General features: G+C 70.1%; 17 protein-coding genes. 8 read left to right on the plus strand and 9 right to left on the minus strand.

Annotated elements, in window-relative coordinates; translation table 11 throughout:
• Positions 1-39: 39 nt before the first annotated feature.
• Complete coding sequence (gene zapE, locus BGO45_RS00985) at positions 40-1,077, minus strand: cell division protein ZapE (RefSeq protein WP_292690080.1); 1,038 nt, start codon at positions 1,075-1,077, stop codon at positions 40-42.
• Positions 1,078-1,195: 118 nt separating this feature from the next.
• Here zapE and BGO45_RS00990 point away from each other — a divergent pair, with 118 nt between their 5' ends.
• Both BGO45_RS00990 and BGO45_RS00995 read left to right on the plus strand, forming a co-directional pair.
• Positions 1,196-2,098, plus strand: a complete 903-nt coding sequence (locus BGO45_RS00990) for a sulfurtransferase (RefSeq protein WP_292690082.1) — start codon at positions 1,196-1,198, stop codon at positions 2,096-2,098.
• A gap of 34 nt (positions 2,099-2,132) precedes the next feature.
• The gene (locus tag BGO45_RS00995; protein WP_292690084.1) at positions 2,133-2,573 is read left to right on the plus strand and encodes a SufE family protein; all 441 of its coding nucleotides are present in this window, start codon (positions 2,133-2,135) and stop codon (positions 2,571-2,573) included.
• A gap of 4 nt (positions 2,574-2,577) precedes the next feature.
• Here BGO45_RS00995 and BGO45_RS01000 read toward each other — a convergent pair whose 3' ends face one another.
• Positions 2,578-3,786 carry an alpha/beta fold hydrolase gene (locus tag BGO45_RS01000; RefSeq protein WP_292690086.1) on the minus strand — a complete coding sequence of 403 codons (1,209 nt, stop codon included), beginning with the start codon at positions 3,784-3,786 and terminating at the stop codon, positions 2,578-2,580.
• 19 nt (positions 3,787-3,805) lie between these two features.
• On the opposite strand from BGO45_RS01000, the gene BGO45_RS01005 reads away from it, so the two are divergent.
• The 4 genes from BGO45_RS01005 (at position 3,806) to BGO45_RS01020 (ending at position 9,006) form a co-directional block, all read left to right on the plus strand.
• Entirely contained in the window at positions 3,806-4,402 is a 597-nt protein-coding gene (locus BGO45_RS01005) for a DUF3000 domain-containing protein (protein ID WP_292690088.1), read from the plus strand.
• Positions 4,395-5,591, plus strand: a complete 1,197-nt coding sequence (locus BGO45_RS01010) for an HRDC domain-containing protein (RefSeq protein ID WP_292690089.1) — start codon at positions 4,395-4,397, stop codon at positions 5,589-5,591. Before BGO45_RS01005 ends, BGO45_RS01010 begins: the two co-directional genes overlap by 8 nt.
• Before the next feature lie 71 nt (positions 5,592-5,662).
• Positions 5,663-6,871, plus strand: coding sequence for a thiolase family protein (locus BGO45_RS01015; RefSeq protein WP_292690091.1), 1,209 nt, complete (start codon positions 5,663-5,665; stop codon positions 6,869-6,871).
• Positions 6,868-9,006 carry a 3-hydroxyacyl-CoA dehydrogenase NAD-binding domain-containing protein gene (locus BGO45_RS01020; protein WP_292689258.1) on the plus strand — a complete coding sequence of 713 codons (2,139 nt, stop codon included), beginning with the start codon at positions 6,868-6,870 and terminating at the stop codon, positions 9,004-9,006. Before BGO45_RS01015 ends, BGO45_RS01020 begins: the two co-directional genes overlap by 4 nt.
• 165 nt (positions 9,007-9,171) lie before the next feature.
• Here the strand turns inward: BGO45_RS01020 and dxs are convergent, their stop codons facing one another.
• From dxs to dut, 5 genes are all read right to left on the minus strand, one after another.
• Positions 9,172-11,121 (minus strand): 1-deoxy-D-xylulose-5-phosphate synthase, encoded by a 1,950-nt coding sequence (gene dxs, locus BGO45_RS01025; protein WP_292689256.1) that lies wholly within the window; start codon positions 11,119-11,121, stop codon positions 9,172-9,174.
• 165 nt (positions 11,122-11,286) lie between these two features.
• Positions 11,287-14,121, minus strand: a complete 2,835-nt coding sequence (locus BGO45_RS01030) for an aconitate hydratase (protein ID WP_292690092.1) — start codon at positions 14,119-14,121, stop codon at positions 11,287-11,289.
• Between the two features lie 135 nt (positions 14,122-14,256).
• Positions 14,257-15,006 (minus strand): DUF3159 domain-containing protein, encoded by a 750-nt coding sequence (locus tag BGO45_RS01035; protein ID WP_292690094.1) that lies wholly within the window; start codon positions 15,004-15,006, stop codon positions 14,257-14,259.
• Positions 15,003-15,611, minus strand: coding sequence for a DUF3710 domain-containing protein (locus BGO45_RS01040; RefSeq protein ID WP_292690096.1), 609 nt, complete (start codon positions 15,609-15,611; stop codon positions 15,003-15,005). Before BGO45_RS01040 ends, BGO45_RS01035 begins: the two co-directional genes overlap by 4 nt.
• The gene (dut, locus tag BGO45_RS01045) at positions 15,608-16,063 is read right to left on the minus strand and encodes a dUTP diphosphatase (protein ID WP_076490446.1); all 456 of its coding nucleotides are present in this window, start codon (positions 16,061-16,063) and stop codon (positions 15,608-15,610) included. The genes BGO45_RS01040 and dut overlap by 4 nt, the downstream gene beginning before the upstream one ends.
• A gap of 12 nt (positions 16,064-16,075) precedes the next feature.
• On the opposite strand from dut, the gene BGO45_RS01050 reads away from it, so the two are divergent.
• Positions 16,076-16,567, plus strand: coding sequence for a DUF3093 domain-containing protein (locus tag BGO45_RS01050; RefSeq protein ID WP_292690099.1), 492 nt, complete (start codon positions 16,076-16,078; stop codon positions 16,565-16,567).
• Here the strand turns inward: BGO45_RS01050 and BGO45_RS01055 are convergent.
• Positions 16,542-16,835: a DUF4193 domain-containing protein gene (locus BGO45_RS01055; protein ID WP_076490444.1), complete on the minus strand. Its 294-nt coding sequence runs from the start codon at positions 16,833-16,835 to the stop codon at positions 16,542-16,544. The two genes, BGO45_RS01050 and BGO45_RS01055, sit on opposite strands and share 26 nt — an antisense overlap.
• Positions 16,836-17,046: 211 nt before the next feature.
• Between BGO45_RS01055 and sepH the strand changes: the two genes are divergently transcribed.
• Positions 17,047-18,096 carry a septation protein SepH gene (gene sepH, locus BGO45_RS01060; RefSeq protein WP_292690101.1) on the plus strand — a complete coding sequence of 350 codons (1,050 nt, stop codon included), beginning with the start codon at positions 17,047-17,049 and terminating at the stop codon, positions 18,094-18,096.
• A 5-nt stretch (positions 18,097-18,101) separates the two neighbouring features.
• Here sepH and BGO45_RS01065 read toward each other — a convergent pair whose 3' ends face one another.
• Positions 18,102-19,229: an alkaline phosphatase family protein gene (locus BGO45_RS01065; RefSeq protein ID WP_292690103.1), complete on the minus strand. Its 1,128-nt coding sequence runs from the start codon at positions 19,227-19,229 to the stop codon at positions 18,102-18,104.
• Between the last annotated feature and the right edge of the window lies 1 nt (position 19,230).

Here is a 19,230-nt window from a genome sequence, read left to right on the forward strand (position 1 = left end):
ACGTTTCGCGGTGCCGCGAAGCAGCGATGAAACGGTCGGTCAGGAGTGCGTCAACGCGACCAGACGTGACACGGCACGCAGGTACTTCTTGCGGTAGCCGCCCGCGAGCATCTCGTCGGCGAACACCGTGTTCAGGGGAACGCCGGTGGCGCGGATCGGGATCTGCGCGTCATAGGCGCGGTCGACGAATGCGACCAGTCGCAGCGCCGCGGACTGGTCGTGCAGCACCTGGACGTCGCGCAGCCCGATCGTGTCGACGCCGTCGATCAGACGGATGAAGCGGGACGGGTGCACGCGGGCGAGGTGCGCCACGACACCCGCGAACTCGTCGTCGGTCGCGACACCGCGCGCGGCGGCATCCCGGATCGCCTCGGCGTACTCGGTGTCCGTGAGGACCCGGGCCTCGCCGTCGATCGCGCGCTGACGGAAGTCGGTGCCGTCGATGCGGATCGTGCGGAAGCTGTCGGCCATCGACTGGATCTCGCGGAGGAAGTCCTGCGCGGCGAAACGTCCCTCGCCGAGGGCGTTGGGCGGGGTGTTCGACGTCGCCGCGAGACGGGTCCCGGATGCCACGAGCTCGCCGAGCAGCCGGGTCATCACCATCGTGTCGCCCGGGTCGTCGAGCTCGAACTCGTCGATGCACAGCAGATCGGAGCCGCGGAACAGCTCCACCGCCTTCGCGTAGCCGAGGACGCCGACGAGCGCCGTGTACTCGATGAAGGAGCCGAAGTACTTCCGACGGGCGGGCATCGCGTGGTAGATCGACGCGAGCAGGTGGGTCTTCCCGACACCGAATCCGCCGTCGAGATACACCCCGGGCTTGACCGGCGGCGTCTTCTCGGCGCGGCGGAAGAAGCCGCTCTTCTTCACGGGTGCGCTGTGGCCGGTCGCGAAAGCCTGCAGCAGCTCCTTCGCCTCCTGCTGCGAGGGGTAGGCGGCGTCCGCTCGATACGAGTCGAACGTCGCACCGTCGAACTGCGGCGGCGGCACGAGCGCACTCACCATCTCGGCGCCCGAGATGGCCGGCTCGCGATCGATGAGGTGCACGACACCGGTCGTCGCGGGCGTTGAGGTCATGGCCGTCCTGTGTCGCAGTCTTACGGGAGGGTGCCCGCTTCGACACGGCGGTCCTAGGGTCGAAGGTGCGGTGTCCACCCTACGCCGCCCGCTCCCCCACCCCGACCGAGGAGACATCGTGACCGTCGAGTTCGACACCACCTCCCCCAAGTTCGCCGAGTACGCAGAGCCCGGCCGTCTCGTGACCGGCGACTGGCTGCAGGAACGCCTCGGTCAGCCCGGCCTCGTGGTGGTGGAATCCGACGAGGACGTGCTCCTCTACGAGACGGGGCACATCCCGGGCGCGGTGAAGGTCGACTGGCACACCGAGCTCAACGATCCGGTCGTGCGCGACTACCTCGACGGCGAGGGGTTCGCGAAGCTCCTGAGCCGGAAGGGCATCGCGCGCGACGACACCGTCGTCATCTACGGAGACAAGAACAACTGGTGGGCCGCGTACGCCCTGTGGGTGTTCTCCCTGTTCGGACACGAGGACGTGCGCCTGCTCGACGGCGGCCGCGACAAGTGGATCGCCGAGGGTCGCCCGCTCACCACCGAGCCGACCACGCGCGAGCCCGTCGAATACCCGATCGTCGAGCGTGACGACGCCGTGATCCGCGCCTACAAGGACGACGTCCTCGCCCACCTCGGCAACCCGCTGATCGATGTGCGCTCCCCCGAGGAGTACTCGGGCGAGCGCACCTCCGCCCCCGCCTACCCCGAGGAGGGCGCGCTCCGCGCCGGTCACATCCCGAGTGCGCAGAGCGTTCCGTGGGCGAAGGCCGTGGCCGAGGACGGCGGTTTCAAGTCGCGCGAAGAACTGGATGCCATCTACCGCGACGGCGCAGGTCTGAAAGACGGCGACAAGATCGTGGCGTACTGCCGCATCGGTGAGCGGTCCAGCCACACGTGGTTCGTGCTGAAGCACCTCCTGGGCTTCGAGGACGTCCGCAACTATGACGGATCGTGGACCGAGTGGGGTAGCGCGGTGCGCGTGCCGATCGTCTCCGGGTCCGAGCCGGGCGAGGTTCCCGCCCGCTGATCCCGCGCGTCGCGGGCGTGGGAGACTGACGGTGATGTCCGAGAACACCCTCCCCGCCCGCCTCGCCGAGATCCGCGACGAGTTCCTCGAGCTCGACGAGCCCGACCGTCTGCAGCTGCTCCTGGAGTTCTCCCATGAGCTGCCGGACGTCCCGGCGGAGTACGCCGATCACCCGGAGATGTGCGAGCGGGTCGCCGAGTGCCAGTCGCCCGTGTACATCGTGGTCGACGTCGACGACGCGGGCCGCGTGGCGATGCACGCGACGGCACCCGCCGAGGCGCCCACGACGCGCGGCTTCGCGAGCATCCTGGCGCAGGGTCTCACCGGACTCTCGGCCGCGGAGGTGCTGGCGGTCCCGGACGACTTCCCGCAGAGCATCGGACTCACCCGTGCCGTCAGCCCGCTGCGGATCGCCGGAATGACCGGCATGCTCATGCGCGCGAAGCGTCAGGTGCGCGCCAAGAGCGGTCTCTGACGCGTCACTCTTCGGTGGCGAGGCCCCGCGCGCGCACCCAGTCCTGGATCACCCGGGTCCACCGGGTCTCGTCGTAGTTCCACAGTTTGGTGTGGCGCGCCGCGCCGAACGTCTCCATCGTGACGAGATCCGGTCGCGCGTCGGCGAGAGCGTGAGAGGCGTCGCTCGGCACGAAACCGTCGTCGTCGCTGTGGAGGACGAGCACGGGATGCCGGAGTTCACCGGCGCGCGCGACGGCGTCGAGGCTGTCGAGCGGAATCGCGGACCCGCTGCGGGTGAGCACCGCGCCCCAGTCGGAGCCGAGGATCTGCTGCGCGAACGTCAGAACGATCGCGGGCAGGCGGAGGAGCCGGCTCTGGTACCGCAGCACCGTGCGCCAGTCGGCGACGGGCGACTCCAGGATGAGACCCGCGATCACATCGCGGTGGGGGGAGGAGAACTCGGTCTGCAGCGCGATCGCGCCCCCCATGGACCACCCCATGAGCAGGATGCGGCGGGCTCCCTGACGGCGGGCGTAGCCGATCGCGGCGTCCACGTCACGCCACTCGGTCGCACCGAGGGCGTAGGTGCCCGTGCGGCTGCGGGGCGCCTCGCCGTCGTTGCGGTACGACACGAGCAGGCTCGTGATGCCGAGTTCGTGGAAGACCGGCACGGCGCGCAGCGCCTCGGAGCGCGTCGTCCCGCGGCCGTGCACCTGGATCACCCACACGTCGCTGTCGATCGCCGCCGGGAACTCCCACGCCGGGCACGGGCCCACCGGGGTTCCGATCAGCGCGTTGCGGTACGGGATCTGCAGATCCTCGGGCTTGTCGTAGTACCAGCCGCTGAAGGCCGCCGCGGGCGCGAGCCGAGAGTCCGCCGGGACGTGCGTGAGGAGCTTCCGCGTCACGGCCGCGCCGTCCTCCTTCACGACCGACCCCAGGCGCAGGTAGTCGGAGGTGCCCGTCGTGAACAGCCCGTAGCGCCCCGGAAGCGAGGTGTCGTCGGTGCGCTCGAGGGTGATGGTCTGCGCGGCCGGATCGAGGGAGACGATCCGGACGTCGGGGACGCGGCCCGCGGGGGTGACCACGGTGCGGGCCATCCGCAGCGAGACGGCGCCGAGCGCTGCGGCGCTGAGTCCGAGAGCGGCGGTCAGACCGGTGAGGGCCACCCGCACCGGTGCGGCCGCGGGATGCGGGGCCCGGCGCCTCGCGGCGCGCCTGGGAGCGTTCATCGAGGCCTCACTCTAGTCTGTGGCCGTGACTGACCCCCGCTCACCCGAGGCGGCGACTCCTTTCGCCCGGGCGGCCGACGAGTTGCGCGCGACCTCGTTCCGCGATGACTTCGTGGTGCGCGAGATCCCGTCGCCCTCGGGTCTTGCACCGCAGTCGCTGGCGCTCGCCGGTGATGTGCGACCCGACGCGCACGCGACGGATTCGCTGTTCGGCACGGGGCGCTTCATCCTTCTGCACGACCCGGAGGAGCCCGAGTCGTGGGGCGGTGCGTGGCGCGTGGTGTGCTTCGCGCAGGCGCCGCTCGAGCCGGAGATCGGAATCGATCCCCTGCTGGCGGAGGTCGCCTGGTCGTGGCTGATCGACGCCCTCGATTCGCGCGGTGCCGAACGCCATTCCGAGTCGGGGACGGCGACCAAGACGCTGTCGACCGGCTTCGGTGCGCTCGCGTCGCAGGGTGAGGGGTCGCAGATCGAACTTCGCGCGTCATGGTCGCCGCGCGGTCCCTTCCGTCCCCACCTCGAGGCGTGGGCGGAGCTTGTCTGCATGCTCGCCGGACTCCCCCCGGGGTCGGAGGGCGTTGCGGTTCTCGGAGCCCGGAGGCCCCCGCGTGGTTGAGTACATCGTCATCGAGGATGCCGCGGGTCTCGCCGCGGCGTCGCAGTCTCTGTCATCCGGGGTCGGTCCCGTCGCGGTCGACGTCGAGCGCGCCTCGGGGTTCCGCTACTCGCAGCGCGCCTACCTGATCCAGGTGTTCCGCCGCGAGGCCGGGGTCTTCCTGTTCGATCCCTCCACCATCGAGGACTTCTCCCCCCTGCAGGAGGCGATCGGCGACGTCGAGTGGGTCTTCCACGCGGCGAGCCAGGATCTTCCGTCGCTGCGCGAGCGCGGTCTCGAACCTCCCGTGATCTTCGACACCGAGCTGGGCTCGCGGCTGCTGGGGCATGAACGCGTCGGCCTCGGCGCCGTCGTCGAGGAGACGCTGGGGATCACCCTCGCCAAGGCCCACTCCGCGGCGGACTGGTCGACGAGGCCGCTGCCGGCGTCTTGGCTGGAGTACGCGGCCCTCGATGTCGAGCACCTCGTCGATGTGCGGGACAAGCTCGCGCAAGAGCTCGACGAGCAGGACAAGACCGAGTTCGCCCGCCAGGAGTTCCAGGCCGTGCTCGAGCGCGAGCCGAAGCCGCCGCGCGACGACCCGTGGCGTCGCCTCAGTGGCCTCCACACCGTCCGCGGCCGCCGCTCCCTCGCCGTGGCCCGTTCTCTGTGGCAGGCACGCGAGGACTACGCCCGCGAGCAGGACGTGGCCCCCGGCCGCCTCGTGCCCGACCGGGCCCTGGTCGCCGCCGTCCTCGCCGACCCGCAGAGCAAGCAGGCCCTCGCGGGTGTGAAGGAGTTCAACGGACGGGCCAGCCGGACGCAGCTCGACCGCTGGTGGAACGCGATCGTCGCGGGGCGCGAGGCCACAGATCTGCCGCCGGACCGCGTGCCGAGCGACACGCTCCCTCCGCCCCGCGCGTGGGTCGACCGCAACCCCGAGGCGGACCGCCGCCTGAAGGCCGCGCGTCCCGCGGTCGAGGCCCGCGCGGAGGAACTCCGGATGCCGACGGAGAACCTGCTCACCCCCGAGACGCTGCGTCGCGTGGCGTGGACTCCCCCGGCCGAGCTGTCGGTCGAGGCGGTCTCGGCCGCTCTCGCCGACCTCGGCGCCCGCCCGTGGCAGATTGAGCAGACTGCACAGGTGATCGCCGATAGCTTTGTAGCTTCCCTCAACGCCGATCCGGACGCCGCGGAGCCGACTTCGTAGGTTCGGACAACCGATTCTTCGCGCTGCGACGCGTTTCCTAGGCTGGCTGCATCCCAACTTTTGGAGGCAGAGTGGCCGAGATGTCGGACGTCTTCTTCGTCGACGGTATGCGGACCCCTTTCGGGCGCGCCGGCGAGAAGGGCATGTACTGGAACACCCGCGCGGACGACCTGGTGGTCAAAGCGATCATCGGGCTGATGGAACGCAACGGCGACGTGCCGAAGGACCGGATCGACGACGTGGCGATCGCCGCGACGTCGCAGACCGGTGACCAGGGCCTCACGCTCGGACGCACGGCGGCGATCCTCGCCGGCCTGCCGATGACCGTGCCGGGCCTGGCGATCGAGCGCATGTGCGCCGGCGCCATGACGAGCGTCACCACGATGGGCGCGTCGATCGGCGTCGGTATGTACGACGTCGCCCTCGCGGGCGGTGTCGAGCACATGGGGCGCCACCCCATCGGCGCCAACGCCGACCCGAACGCGCGGTTCGTCGCCGAGAAGCTCGTCGACCCGGGCGCGCTCAACATGGGCGTGACGGCCGAGCGCATCCACGACCGGTTCCCGCACCTCACCAAGGAGCGCGCGGACCGCTTCGGCATGGCCAGCCAGCACAAGGCGCAGGCCGCGTACGAGACCGGCAAGTTCCAGCCCGACCTCGTCCCGGTCGCGGTGAAGGATGCCGAGGGCGCCTGGGGCCTCGCCACCGAGGACGAGGGGCGCCGCCCCGAGACCACTCTCGAGGGCCTGGCATCCCTCAAGACCCCCTTCCGACCGCACGGCCGCGTCACCGCCGGTACGTCGTCGCCGCTCACCGACGGCGCGACGATCAGCCTGCTCGCGGGCTCCGGCGCCGTGAAGGAGTTCGGCCTCGCGCCCAAGATGCGGATGGTCTCCTTCGCGTTCGCGGGCGTCCAGCCCGAGATCATGGGCATCGGTCCGATCCCCTCGACCGAGAAGGCGCTGAAGAAGGCCGGTCTGACGATCGACGACATCGGTCTGTTCGAACTCAACGAGGCCTTCGCGATCCAGGTCATCTCGCTGCTCGACCATTTCGGCATCGCCGACGACGACCCGCGCGTCAACCCGTGGGGCGGCGCCATCGCCCTGGGCCACCCGCTCGCGGCATCCGGTGTCCGTCTCATGATCCAGCTCGCGGCGCACTTCGCCGAGCGTCCCGACGTGCGTTACGGCCTCACGGCCATGTGCGTCGGTCTCGGCCAGGGCGGCTCCGTGATCTGGGAGAACCCGTTCTTCGACGGAAAGAAGAAGCGCAAGTGACCGACTACGCCTCCATCGACTTCTCGCCCCTCGACGGACTCAGCGCCGACGAGGTCGTGACGCACTCCCCCGTCCGCGACGTACGGCTGCCCTCGGGCAACGTCGTCGCGCTGATCACGCTCGACAACGGCCGCGACCACACCCGGCCGAACACCCTGGGCCCGGCGACCCTCGCGGAGCTCGGCCGGACGCTCGAGACGCTGAAGCAGCGGGCGGCCGCCGGCGAGATCCACGCCGTCGCGATCACCGGCAAGCAGTACATCCTGGCCGCCGGCGCCGACCTCTCCGAGGTGGCGAACCTGCCGTCGAAGGACATCGCGCGTCTGATCGCCCAGCGCGGGCACCAGGTGCTCGGCTCGCTGTCCGAGCTCGGCGTCCCGTCGTTCGCGTTCGTCAACGGCCTCGCCCTGGGCGGCGGTCTCGAGATCGCGCTGAACTCGACGTACCGCACCGTGGACGCCTCCGCGGCCGCGATCGCCCTGCCCGAGGTGTTCCTCGGCATCATCCCCGGGTGGGGTGGCGCGTACCTGCTGCCGAACCTCATCGGCATCGAGAACGCGCTCGAGGTGGTGGTGTCGAACCCCCTCAAGCAGAACCGCATGCTCAAACCCCAGCAGGCCTTCGACCTCGGGATCATGGATGCCATCTTCCCCGCGGCCAGCTACCTCGAGGACTCGCTGCGGTGGGCCGACGGCGTGCTGACCGGTCGCGTCCGCGTCGAGCGGAAGAACGAGCCGGGCAAGATCGAGCGCCTCACCAAGTGGCCGATCGCGATCAAGGTCGCGCGCAACATGCTCGAGTCCAAGATCGGCACCGTCCCGCGCTCCCCCTACGTCGCACTGGATCTCCTCGACAAGGCCAGGAGCGGCACGAAGGCGGAGGGCTTCGCGCGCGAGGACGAGGCTCTCGCCGACCTCATCGCGGGCGACCAGTTCGCGGCATCCATGTACGCCTTCGATCTCGTGCAGAAGCGCGCGAAGCGGCCCGTCGGGGCGCCCGACAAGGCGCTGGCGAAGAAGGTCACGAAGGTCGGCGTCATCGGCGCAGGCCTCATGGCCTCGCAGTTCGCCCTGCTGTTCGTGCGGAAGCTGCGCGTGCCCGTGATCATCACCGACCTCGACCAGGGACGCGTCGACAAGGGCGTGGCATCCATCCGCGAGGAGATCGGGAAGCTCGAGGCGAAGGGCCGGCTCGACGCCGACACCGCCAACCAGCTGCGCGCGCTCGTGCACGGGACGACCGACCGCGGTGAGTTCGCCGACTGCGACTTCGTCATCGAGGCCGTCTTCGAAGAGGTCGGTGTCAAGCAGGAGGTGTTCTCCGCGATCGAGAAGATCGTCGCCGAAGACACGATCCTCGCCACCAACACCTCGTCGCTCTCGGTCGCCGAGATCGGGTCGGTGCTGCAGAATCCCGAGCGTCTCGTCGGTTTCCACTTCTTCAACCCCGTTGCGGTCATGCCGCTCATCGAGGTCGTGAGAACGGATGCCACCTCCGACGCCGCGCTGTCGACGGCGTTCGTCGTGGCCAAGGGCCTGGGGAAGAACGCGGTGCTGACCGCCGACGCGCCCGGGTTCGTCGTCAACCGCCTGCTCGCCAAGGTCATGGGCGAGGCCGCGCGCGCGGTGTACGAGGGAACGCCGATCACGGTCGTCGAGAAGGCGTTCGCGCCGCTCGGCCTGCCGATGGGGCCGTTCCAGCTCATCGACCTCGTCGGTTGGAAGGTCGCCGCCCACGTGCAGGACACGATGGCGCACGCCTTCCCCGACCGCTTCTTCGCATCCGAGAACTTCCACGAGCTCGCGGCACTCCCCGAGGTCGTCGAGAAGGACAAGGGCGGCCGCGTCACCGGCTGGACCAAGGCCGCGCAGAAGGTGCTCGTCACCGGCACGACTCCGGTCGCACCCGAGACGATCCTCGCCCGCGTGCAGGACGGTCTCGCGCAGGAGATCAAGATCATGCTCGAGGAGGGCGTGGTCCCCGAGGTGCAGGACATCGACCTGTGCCTCATCCTCGGCGCCGGATGGCCGTTCATCGACGGCGGAGCCTCGCCCTACCTCGACCGCGAGGGGGCGTCGGAGCGCGCCTTCGGCGACACGTTCCACCACCCGCCGATCCGCGGTATCGGCGGCTGAGAGCCGCCCGCACGACAGCGGCGCCGTCCCCGAGGGGGCGGCGCCGCCGTCGTTCTGTACGCGCACGAGAACAGGAGATCCGTCGAGAACAGGTCGACGCGGGGACGCCGCGGTCTGTTCCCGCACGATCTCCTGTTCTCGAACGCCGAGCCGTTCCGTCACCACTTAGGGGCGGGACTTCTCCCACTCGTCCAGCGTCGGGATCGAGCCGGTGGGCGTCTGACGCGCCATCGGAATGCGCGTCCCGAGCACCTGGGCCACGACGTCGTGGGCGATCTTGGATGCCGTGAGCCCGGCATCCTCGAGGATCTGCTCGCGCGTGGCGTGATCGATGAACTCGTCCGGGATGCCGAGCTCGTCGACCGCCGTGTCGACCCCGGCCTCACGCAGGACCTGGCGCACACGGGTGCCGACGCCGCCGACGCGGATGCCGTCCTCGATCGTGATCACCAGACGGTGCTCGCGGGCGAGGTCGACGATCGACGGCTGCACGGGGATCGCCCAGCGCGGGTCGACGACCGTCGCTCCGATGCCCTGCGCGCGCAGGCGTTCGGCGACCTCCATCGCGAGGTGGACCATCGGGCCGATGCCCACCAGGAGCACGTCATCGGACGTGCCGCGGGCGAGGACGTCGACGCCGTCGGGCAGGCGCTCGATCGCGTCGAGGTCGGCCGGGACACCGCCCTTCGGGTAGCGCACCACCGTCGGGGCGTCGCCGACGGCAACCGCCTCACGGAACTCCTCGCGGAGCCGCGTCGCATCGCGCGGAGCGGCGATCCGGATGCCGGGGACCAGCTGCAGCATCGCCAGATCCCAGATGCCGTGGTGGCTCGGACCGTCGGGGCCGGTCACACCGGCGCGGTCGAGCACGAACGTGACGCCGGCCTTGTGCAGGGCCACATCCATCATGACCTGGTCGAACGCGCGGTTCATGAAGGTCGCGTAGATCGCGACGACCGGGTGCAGGCCGCCGAAGGCCAGGCCCGCGGCCGAGGCGACCGCGTGCTGCTCGGCGATACCGACGTCGTAGACGCGCTCGGGGAAGCGTTCCGCGAAGGACTGCAGGCCCGTGGGCCGCAGCATCGCCGCGGTCATCGCGATGACGTCGTCGCGTTCCGCGCCCACCGCGGTGAGTTCCTCGGCGAACACGTCGGTCCACTGCGGACCGCCGCCCGAGCCGAGGGCCTCGCCCGTGATCGGGTCGATCTTGCCGACGGCATGGAACTGGTCGGCGGTGTCGCTGAGGGCGGGGGCGTATCCGCTGCCCTTGTCGGTGATCGCGTGCACGATGACCGGGGCGCCGTACGACTTCGCGAGCTCGAGCGTCTCGATGAGCGACTCGAAGTCGTGTCCGTCGATCGGCCCCAGGTACTTGATGTCGAGATTGCTGTACAGCGCCTCGTTGTTGGTGAAGCGGGAGAGGAAGCCGTGGGTGCCGCCCCGGACGCCCCGGTAGACGGCGCGCGCCGCGGGACCGAGCCGCCGGAACAGCGTGTCGGAACTGCGGTGGAGATGCCGGTAGGCCTCGTTCGTGCGCACGCGGTTCAGGTAGCGCGCCATGCCGCCGATCGTGGGCGCGTAGGAGCGACCGTTGTCGTTCACGACGATGACGAGGTTCCGGTCGTTGTCGTCGCTGATGTTGTTCAGCGCCTCCCACGTCATGCCGCCGGTGAGGGCGCCGTCGCCCACGACGGCGATGACGTGCCGGTCCTTGCGGCCGGTGCGCGAGAACGCCCGAGAGACGCCGTCGGCCCAGCTCAGCGAGCTCGACGCGTGAGAGGACTCGACGATGTCGTGCTCGCTCTCGGAGCGCTGCGGGTATCCGGCGAGGCCCCCGCGTGAGCGCAGCTGCGCGAAATCCTGGCGCCCGGTGAGGATCTTGTGGACGTACGACTGGTGCCCGGTGTCGAAGATGATCGGGTCTTCGGGTGAGTCGAAGACCTTGTGCAGGGCGATCGTCAGCTCGACGACGCCGAGGTTCGGACCGAGGTGGCCGCCGGTGCGGGCGACGTTCTCGACGAGGAACGAGCGGATCTCGGCCGCGAGCTGCCGCAGTTCGTCGGGTGTCAGTGCGTCGAGATCACGGGGACCGTGGATGCCGGGTAGGAGAGCCATACGACTCCTCTCGTGCGGTGCGCGCAGTGGCCTGCGCGTCTGTCGATTCTAGTCTCGGCACCTCGAGCGGGCCCGACAATGGCTTGCCAGCGAGCGATCCATGGTGTCGGAAAACGCGACAGCGCCCCGGGGGCCGAAGCTCCCCGGGGCGCGGTCGAGGCGGGATCAGACGAGCGAACGCAGCACGTACTGCAGGATGCCGCCGTTGCGGTAGTAGTCGGCCTCACCGGGGGTGTCGATGCGGACCACGGCGTCGAACGTCACGGTCTGCTTGCCCTCGGGCGAGAACTCGCTCGGCTCGGCCGTGACCTTCACCGTCTTCGGCGTCACGCCCTCGTTGAGCTGTTCGAGACCCTCGATCGAGACGATCTCGGTGCCGTCCAGACCCAGCGACTTCCAGCTCTCGCCGGCCGGGAACTGCAGCGGGACGACGCCCATGCCGATGAGGTTCGAGCGGTGGATGCGCTCGAAGCTCTCGGTGATCACGGCCTTCACGCCGAGCAGGTTCGTGCCCTTGGCCGCCCAGTCGCGCGACGAGCCGGAGCCGTACTCCTTGCCGCCGAAGATCACGAGCGGGGTGCCCTGCGCCTGGTAGTTCTGGCTCGCGTCGAAGATGTACGACTGCGGGCCGCCGGGCTGCGTGAAGTCGCGGGTGTACCCGCCCTCGACGACCTTGCCGTCGTTGACGGCCGCGGTGAGCTCGTTCTTCAGACGGATGTTCGCGAACGTGCCGCGGATCATCACCTCGTGGTTGCCGCGACGCGAGCCGTAGGAGTTGAAGTCCTTCTGCGCGACGCCGTGCTCGGTCAGGTACTGCGCGGCGGGGGTGCCCGCCTTGATGTTGCCGGCCGGGCTGATGTGGTCGGTCGTGACCGAGTCGCCGAGGGCGGCCATGACGCGCGCACCGCTGATGTCGGTGACCGGCGAGGGCTCCATCGACATGCCGTCGAAGTAGGGCGCCTTGCGGACGTAGGTCGAATCGGCATCCCACTCGAAGATCGGGCCGGTCGGGGTGGGCAGGTTCTTCCAGCGCTCGTCGCCCTCGAAGACGGTGGCGTACTGCTGGATGAACTGCTCGCGCGAGATCGACGCGTCGATGATCGTCTGCACCTGGTCGGGCGCGGGCCAGATGTCCTTCAGGAAGACGTCGTCGCCGTTCTGGTCCTTGCCGAGGGCGTCGGTCTCGAAGTCGAAGTTCATCGACCCGGCCAGCGCGTAGGCGACCACCAGCGGCGGGGATGCCAGGTAGTTCATCTTCACGTCGGGGCTGATGCGGCCCTCGAAGTTGCGGTTACCCGAGAGGACGGCCGTCACGGCGAGGTCGTTCTCGTTGATCGCCGCGGAGACCTCCTCGATGAGGGGGCCGGAGTTGCCGATGCAGATCGTGCAGCCGTAGCCGACGGTGTAGAAGTCGAGGCCCTCGAGCGCCTTGTCGAGGCCCGACTTCTCGTAGTAGTCGGTGACGACCTTCGAGCCGGGGCCGAGCGTCGTCTTGACCCACGGCTTGCGCTTGAGGCCCTTGTCGACGGCGTTCTTGGCGAGCAGGCCCGCCGCGATCATGACCGAGGGGTTCGACGTGTTCGTGCACGAGGTGATCGCCGCGAGGGTCACCGCGCCGTTGTCGAGGAGGTACGACTGGCCGTCGGGGGTCGTGACCTTGACGGGCTTGGAGGCGTTGGCCGGGTGGCCCGAGGAGATGAGCACCTCACCGGTGTGGGTGTGCTCGTCGCCGGGGACGGGACCGGGGTCGGACGCCGGGAACGACTGGTCGCTCTCGAGGTCGACGATCGAGTCCGACGTCGTGGCCGTGGCGTAGTTGAGGATGTCCTTCTCGAACTGGTTCTTCGCCTCGGACAGCAGAATGCGGTCCTGCGGACGCTTCGGTCCGGCGATCGAGGGGACCACGGTCGACAGGTCGAGCTCCATGTACTCGCTGAAGACGAGCTCGCGGGCCGGGTCGTGCCAGAGCTTCTGCTCCTTGGCGTACGCCTCGACGAGCGCGACGGTCTGCTCGTCGCGGCCGGTCAGGCGCAGGTAGTCGAGCGTGACGTCGTCGATGGGGAACATCGCCGCGGTCGAGCCGAACTCGGGGCTCATGTTGCCGATCGTGGCGCGGTTGGCGAGCGGCACGGAGGCCACGCCCTCGCCGTAGAACTCGACGAACTTGCCCACGACGCCGTGCTTGCGCAGCATGTCGGTGATCGTGAGGACGACGTCGGTCGCGGTGACGCCGGCGGGGATCTCGCCGCTGAGCTTGAAGCCCACCACGCGCGGGATGAGCATCGAGACGGGCTGGCCGAGCATCGCGGCCTCGGCCTCGATTCCGCCGACGCCCCAGCCGAGCACGCCCAGGCCGTTGACCATCGTGGTGTGCGAGTCGGTGCCGACGCAGGTGTCGGGGTAGGCGCGCAGCACGCCGTCGACCGTGCGGTCGTAGACGACCTTGGCCAGGTGCTCGATGTTCACCTGGTGGACGATGCCGGTGCCCGGGGGCACGACCTTGAAGTCGTCGAACGCGGTCTGGCCCCAGCGGAGGAACTGGTAACGCTCGCCGTTGCGCTCGTACTCGATCTCGACGTTGCGCTCGAGGGCGTTCTCGCTGCCGAAGAGGTCGGCGATGACGGAGTGGTCGATGACCATCTCGGCCGGCGAGAGCGGGTTGATGCGGCTGGGGTCGCCGCCGAGGGCCGTCACGGCCTCGCGCATGGTGGCGAGGTCGACGATGCAGGGGACGCCGGTGAAGTCCTGCATCACGACGCGTGCGGGCGTGAACTGGATCTCGGTGTCGGGCTCGGCATCCGGGTTCCAGGATCCGAGGGCGCGGATCTGGTCCGCCGTGACGTTCGCCCCGTCTTCGGTGCGGAGCAGGTTCTCGAGCAGCACCTTGAGGCTGAACGGGAGCTTCTCGAATCCGGCGACGGTGTCGATGCGGAAGATCTCGTAGTCGGTGCTGCCGACCGTCAGGGTGCTCTTGGCACCGAAGCTGTCAACCGTGGACACGATCGTCTCCTTCGTCGGCGTATGCGCAGGCGTCGGCCCGCCCTCTCCCATCTTCCCTTCGCGGTGGAGAGGATGCCAGGAAGGCCGACCTAACCGCGAGGGAGGGAGATTTATCTTGATATCAAGATAAATGTATCAGGACTCGCGGCGAGGCGAGAGCGCGCGCACGGCGAGCCACGTCACGGCCACCATGGGAGCGAACAGCGGCAGGCCCATGACGATCTTCAGCGTGCCGAGGGCCGTCACGTCTCCCGCGAAGTACAGCGGGAGCTGCACGATCAGGCGCGCGACGAACAGTGCCGCCCAGCCCAGCGAGAGCCAGGTGTAGACGCGTCGACGGCGCTTGTCGGTCCGCCACGACGTGCCCTCGCCGAGCAGATAGCCGGCGATCAGGCCGATGAGCGGCCACCCGACGAGCACCGAGACGAGGAAGGCGGCGCCGTACGCGCCGTTGGTGAAGAAGCCGAAGACGAAGTTGTCCTGCCCGCGGCCGGTGAACAGCGTCAACAGAGCGGCGGCGGCGGTCGCGACCAACCCCCCGATCGCCGCGCTCGGCGGCGACTTGGCCATCAGCCGGGCGATCGTGAACACCAGCGCCAAGCCGACGGAGACGCCCAGACTCAACGGCAGGTTCCCCTGGCGCGTCTCGGGATCGATCGTGACGGTGAACAGGACCACGAACGCCAGCGACGGCAGCACCGACTCCAGGATGCCGCGCCATCCACCCATGGCCGCCCAGACGGCGGCGCCGGTCGACGCGTGCTTCGCGGGGTCGAGTCCGGCCCGACGCGCGGCGCTCCCGAGCGCGGCCGACACACTGTCCGCCGCCGAGGGCGGCTCCAGCGGGACGCGGTCGCCGTCGTCGGGGCGCGCGGGCTCGGTCATGCCGTGCCGGGGGTGGTCGGCATCCGCAGCGGGATCAGATCGCGCGGCGGCATGGGTGAGGTGCCGCGCACGACGACGATCGAGCGGAACAGGTCTTCCACGGCCGCGGCCGCCTCGACGTCTGACGTCGCCGCGCCGCCGATGACGCCGCGCAGGAACCAGCGCGGGCCGTCGACGCCGACGAAGCGAGCGAGGCGCTTGGTGGCACCGTCGGGTCCGGCGACGACCGGCACCTCGGCGAGCAGTTCGGGACCGAGCGGTCCCTCGCGCTCCTCCACGCGACCACCCTGCTGCTTGACCTGCTGACGGATCTGCTCGCGGGTCTCTTCCCACAGGCCGCTCGAGCGGGGTGCCGCGAAGGGCTGCACCTGCAGCGTCGACTCGACGTAGTCCAGACCCACCGCGACGATGCGCTTGGTCTGCTCCTCGACCTCGAGCCGAAGGTTCAGGCCCTCGCGCGGGAGGATCTTGATGCCGCCGAGGTCGATGTACGGGCGGACCGCGTTGGCCTCCGACTCGTCGAAGGGCCCGACGGTCTCGCGGTCCACCGGTCCGCTCTTGGCGGGCGGGGCGGCTTCGATCTGCGGGTCGGAGTCGTCGGTCATCGGGTGCTCCCTGAGGGTGTCTGGTAGCCGCTGGATCCGAAGCCGCCCTCTCCGCGCACGCTGGCCGGGAGGTCGTCGACGGGAATGAAGCGCACGGGTGGGACGGGCATGACGATCAGCTGCGCGATCCGGTCTCCGACCGAGATCTCGTACGCCTCGTCGAGGTCGGTGTTCAGCAGCGCCACTTTGATCTCGCCGCGGTAGCCCGCGTCGATCGTGCCGGGCGAATTGACGATCGTGATCCCGTGCTTCGCGGCGAGACCGCTGCGCGGGACGACGAAGGCGGCGTAGCCCTCCGGCAACGCGATCCGCACTCCGGTCGCGACGAGGGCACGTCGGCCGGGTTCGAGTCGGACGGCCTCGGCGGCGACGAGGTCGGCCCCGGCGTCGCCGGGATGGGCGAAGACCGGAGGCTCGGATGCGACAATGAGGACGTCCACCGTTTCGGTCACCCCACGAGGGTAATGCAGAAGAGGGGGTGCGGCATCCGCACCGGAATCGAGTACCGCGAACGCCTGAGTCCGTCGCTGTGGGCCCTGGTCGCCGCGGCGGTCTGCGGCCCGATGGCGGCCCTGGTCTTCTCGCCGATCGACACCACCGTGGCCCTCGTCGTGGGCCTGGCCGTGTCGGTCGGGATCGTGGCGGCGCTCGTCGCGCTCTCCCCCGTGGTCGAGGTGCGCGACGGGGAACTGCGGGCGGGCCGGGCCCATATCCCGGTCGAGTGCCTCGGGGCGCCGGCCGGCGTGATGGCGGAGGAGGCGCGAACGGCCCGCGGGAGTGGTCTCGACCGGCGGGCCTGGCATGTCATCCGGGGAGGGATCGACGGGATCGTCACGGTACCCGTGACCGATCCCGATGATCCGACTCCGATGTGGGTGATCTCCACCCGGACGCCGGACCGCCTCATCGCGGCGATCCAGCGCGCTCAGGTCAGGCTGCGCACTCCAGGCAGATGAAGCCGGAGCCGCTCTCCTCGGCGATCTGGGAACGGTGCTTCACCAGGAAGCAGTTCATACAGGTGAACTCGTCCTCCTGGGGGGGAAGAACGACGACGTCGAGGTCGATGTCCGACAGGTCGGCCCCGGGCAGCTCGAAGCCCGAGGGGTTGTCGGCATCCTCGTTGTCGATCGACCCCGACGTCTTGTCGGGCACGCGCTCCTTGAGGGCCTCGATCGACTCGCTGTCGTCCTCGGTCTTGCGCGGTGCGTCGTAATCGGTGGCCATGCGTGAAGGTCTCTACTTCCGGTTTTTCGTGGTGCATCGCCCGAACGGGCGGCCATAGTTTGCATGACCCGAACCCGATAAGCAAATGCGGATCTCGGGGGTGAAGGGCCGTGCGACGCGTCAAACTCGCGGCGCGCCCGCGATATTCCCGGCTACGGCCCCGGGAGCGTGTCAGCATGGGGCTCGACCGCAGATCGGAGGGGTGTTTCGCATGGAACAGCTCAAAGTCATCGGAACCGAGGATGACGTCCTCGTCGTCGCGACCGAAACGGGTGAACGTTTCGCCCTGCCGCTCGACGAGGTGCTGCGCGCTGAGGCGCGCCGCGCGCGCCGTGGGCGCGAGCACGACGACGAGCGCGCGCCCCGCCCGAGCCCGCGCGACATCCAGGCGCACATCCGTGCGGGACTCTCCGCGCGCGAGGTCGCGACCCTGCTCGGCGCCCGCGTCGAAGACGTGGAGCGCTTCGAAGGCCCCGTCCTCGCCGAGCGCGAGCACGTCGTGGCACAGGCCCTCGCGGTGCCCGTCCTGCTCGGCGGCGCACTCGAACACGACGGTCCGGTGACCTTCGGGACCGCCGTGCGGGCGAAGCTCGCCGAGGCGGGAGCGTCGTCGGAGCGCTGGACGAGTTGGAAGGACTCCTCCGGCTGGATGGTCAAGCTCGAGTTCACCGCGAACGGGATCGACCACGATGCCCGTTGGGGGTTCGACCCGCGACGCAGCACCCTCTCCCCGCAGAACTCGGATGCCATCCAGCTGTCGCGCCAGGGCTCGCTCCCGGAGGGGCTGATCCCCCGGCTGCGCGCCCTCGACACCCCGCTCGCGAAGGACGACTCGCGCTTCGACAGCGGGGCGTTCGGTCCTCGACGCCTCGACATCGAGGACGAGCCGGGCGTCGAAGCCACCGGCCCCGTCGCCGCGGCCGTCCAGGCGGCGGCGATCAAGCGCGCGCCCGATGCCCCCGTCACGTCGTCGGAGACGGCCGACCTCCTCGAGGCGCTCCGCCGCCGCCGCGGTCAGCGTGAGCCGCTGCCCGGTGCCGCAGAGGCGCGCGAGCCCGAACCGCGGACGCCCAGCGCGCCCGTCGCGCTCTTCGACGCACTGGAGCCCGGCTACCGCGCCGACGAGGCCGAGGAGGACGCCGAACCCGAGCGCACCGCCGCTCCCTCGGCATCCACCGACTCAGGACGACGCGCGAAGGGCCGCCCGTCGATGCCGTCGTGGGACGAGATCGTGTTCGGGGCCCGCTCCGACGAGAGCTGACGTGGTCAGGCGAAAGCGCCGAGCCGCAGGAGCGGCACGGTGCGCTCCTCGTCGGTGAGCGACCCGTGCTGGCCGACCATGCGCTGCGGGCGCTTGTCGCGCTCGCGATCGTCGTAGTACGCGAACCGTCCGCGAGCCGCGACGAGCACGTCGCCGATGCGCTCGCGCACCTCCGGGGCGACCGGACCGAACAGCCCGGCCGCGATCGCCTCGTCGCGTGTCATCACCCACGCCCGCGCCTGCTCGCGTACGCGCCAGCGCGAGGCCACGGCATCCGCTTCGCCCGGCGCGGCGTACAGGTGCAGCATGCGGGGCTCGCCGCCGACGACGTCGACGCCCTCCACGAGCGGGTCGCCGTGACCGAGCAGCACGTGCTTGCGCGCGGGGACGTCGACCATCCCGTGATCCGCGGTCACCAGCACGCCGGTGTCGGGGTGAACGGCCCCGGCGAGGTCACGGGCGGCGGCGTCGACGCGTTCGAGGGCGTCGGTCCAGCGGTCCGACTCCCAGCCGTCCCGGTGGCCGGCGCTGTCCAGGTCGGGCGTGTAGAGGTACACGAGGGCTCCCGGATGCCGGGAGGTGAGATCGGCGGCGATGGCGGCGCGTTCGCGCACGTCGGCGGATGACACGAACTCGGCGCCCCGGAGCGTCGCCGCCGTGAACCCGGTGCCGGTGTAGTCGGGGCGGGAGACGACGAACACGGGCCGCCCGCGTTCGGCCTCGACCTCGAACAGCGGACGGCTGCGCTGCCATGTCCGCGGGTCGAGCCCCTCGGTCTCCCAGCCGTGGAGCTGGTTCGTGGCGGAGGGCGCGCCCGGGACCCGGGTGCTGTAGCCGACGATCCCGTGCTCTCCCGGCTCGGTTCCGGTCAGGAGGCTCGTGAGCGCGGCCGCCGTCGTGGACGGGAACACCGTCCGTGCGACATCGCGCCGCGAGCCGGCCGAACCCAGGAATCGTGCGTGACCGCGACGCTCGGCGAGATTGTGCGAGCCGAGCCCGTCGATGACGAACACCACGGCGCTGCGGGCCGGTGCGAACCACTCGGATCGCCCGTCGAGCGCGGCGATCGCCTCGTTCACCACTCCGGTGAGGCTCCGGGCGCGCGGCGGGGCCGCCGGTAGGCTGAGGGACATC

This window comes from Microbacterium sp. 71-36, assembly GCF_001898305.1.
In the GTDB taxonomy this organism is placed as follows: Bacteria; Actinomycetota; Actinomycetes; order Actinomycetales; family Microbacteriaceae; genus Microbacterium.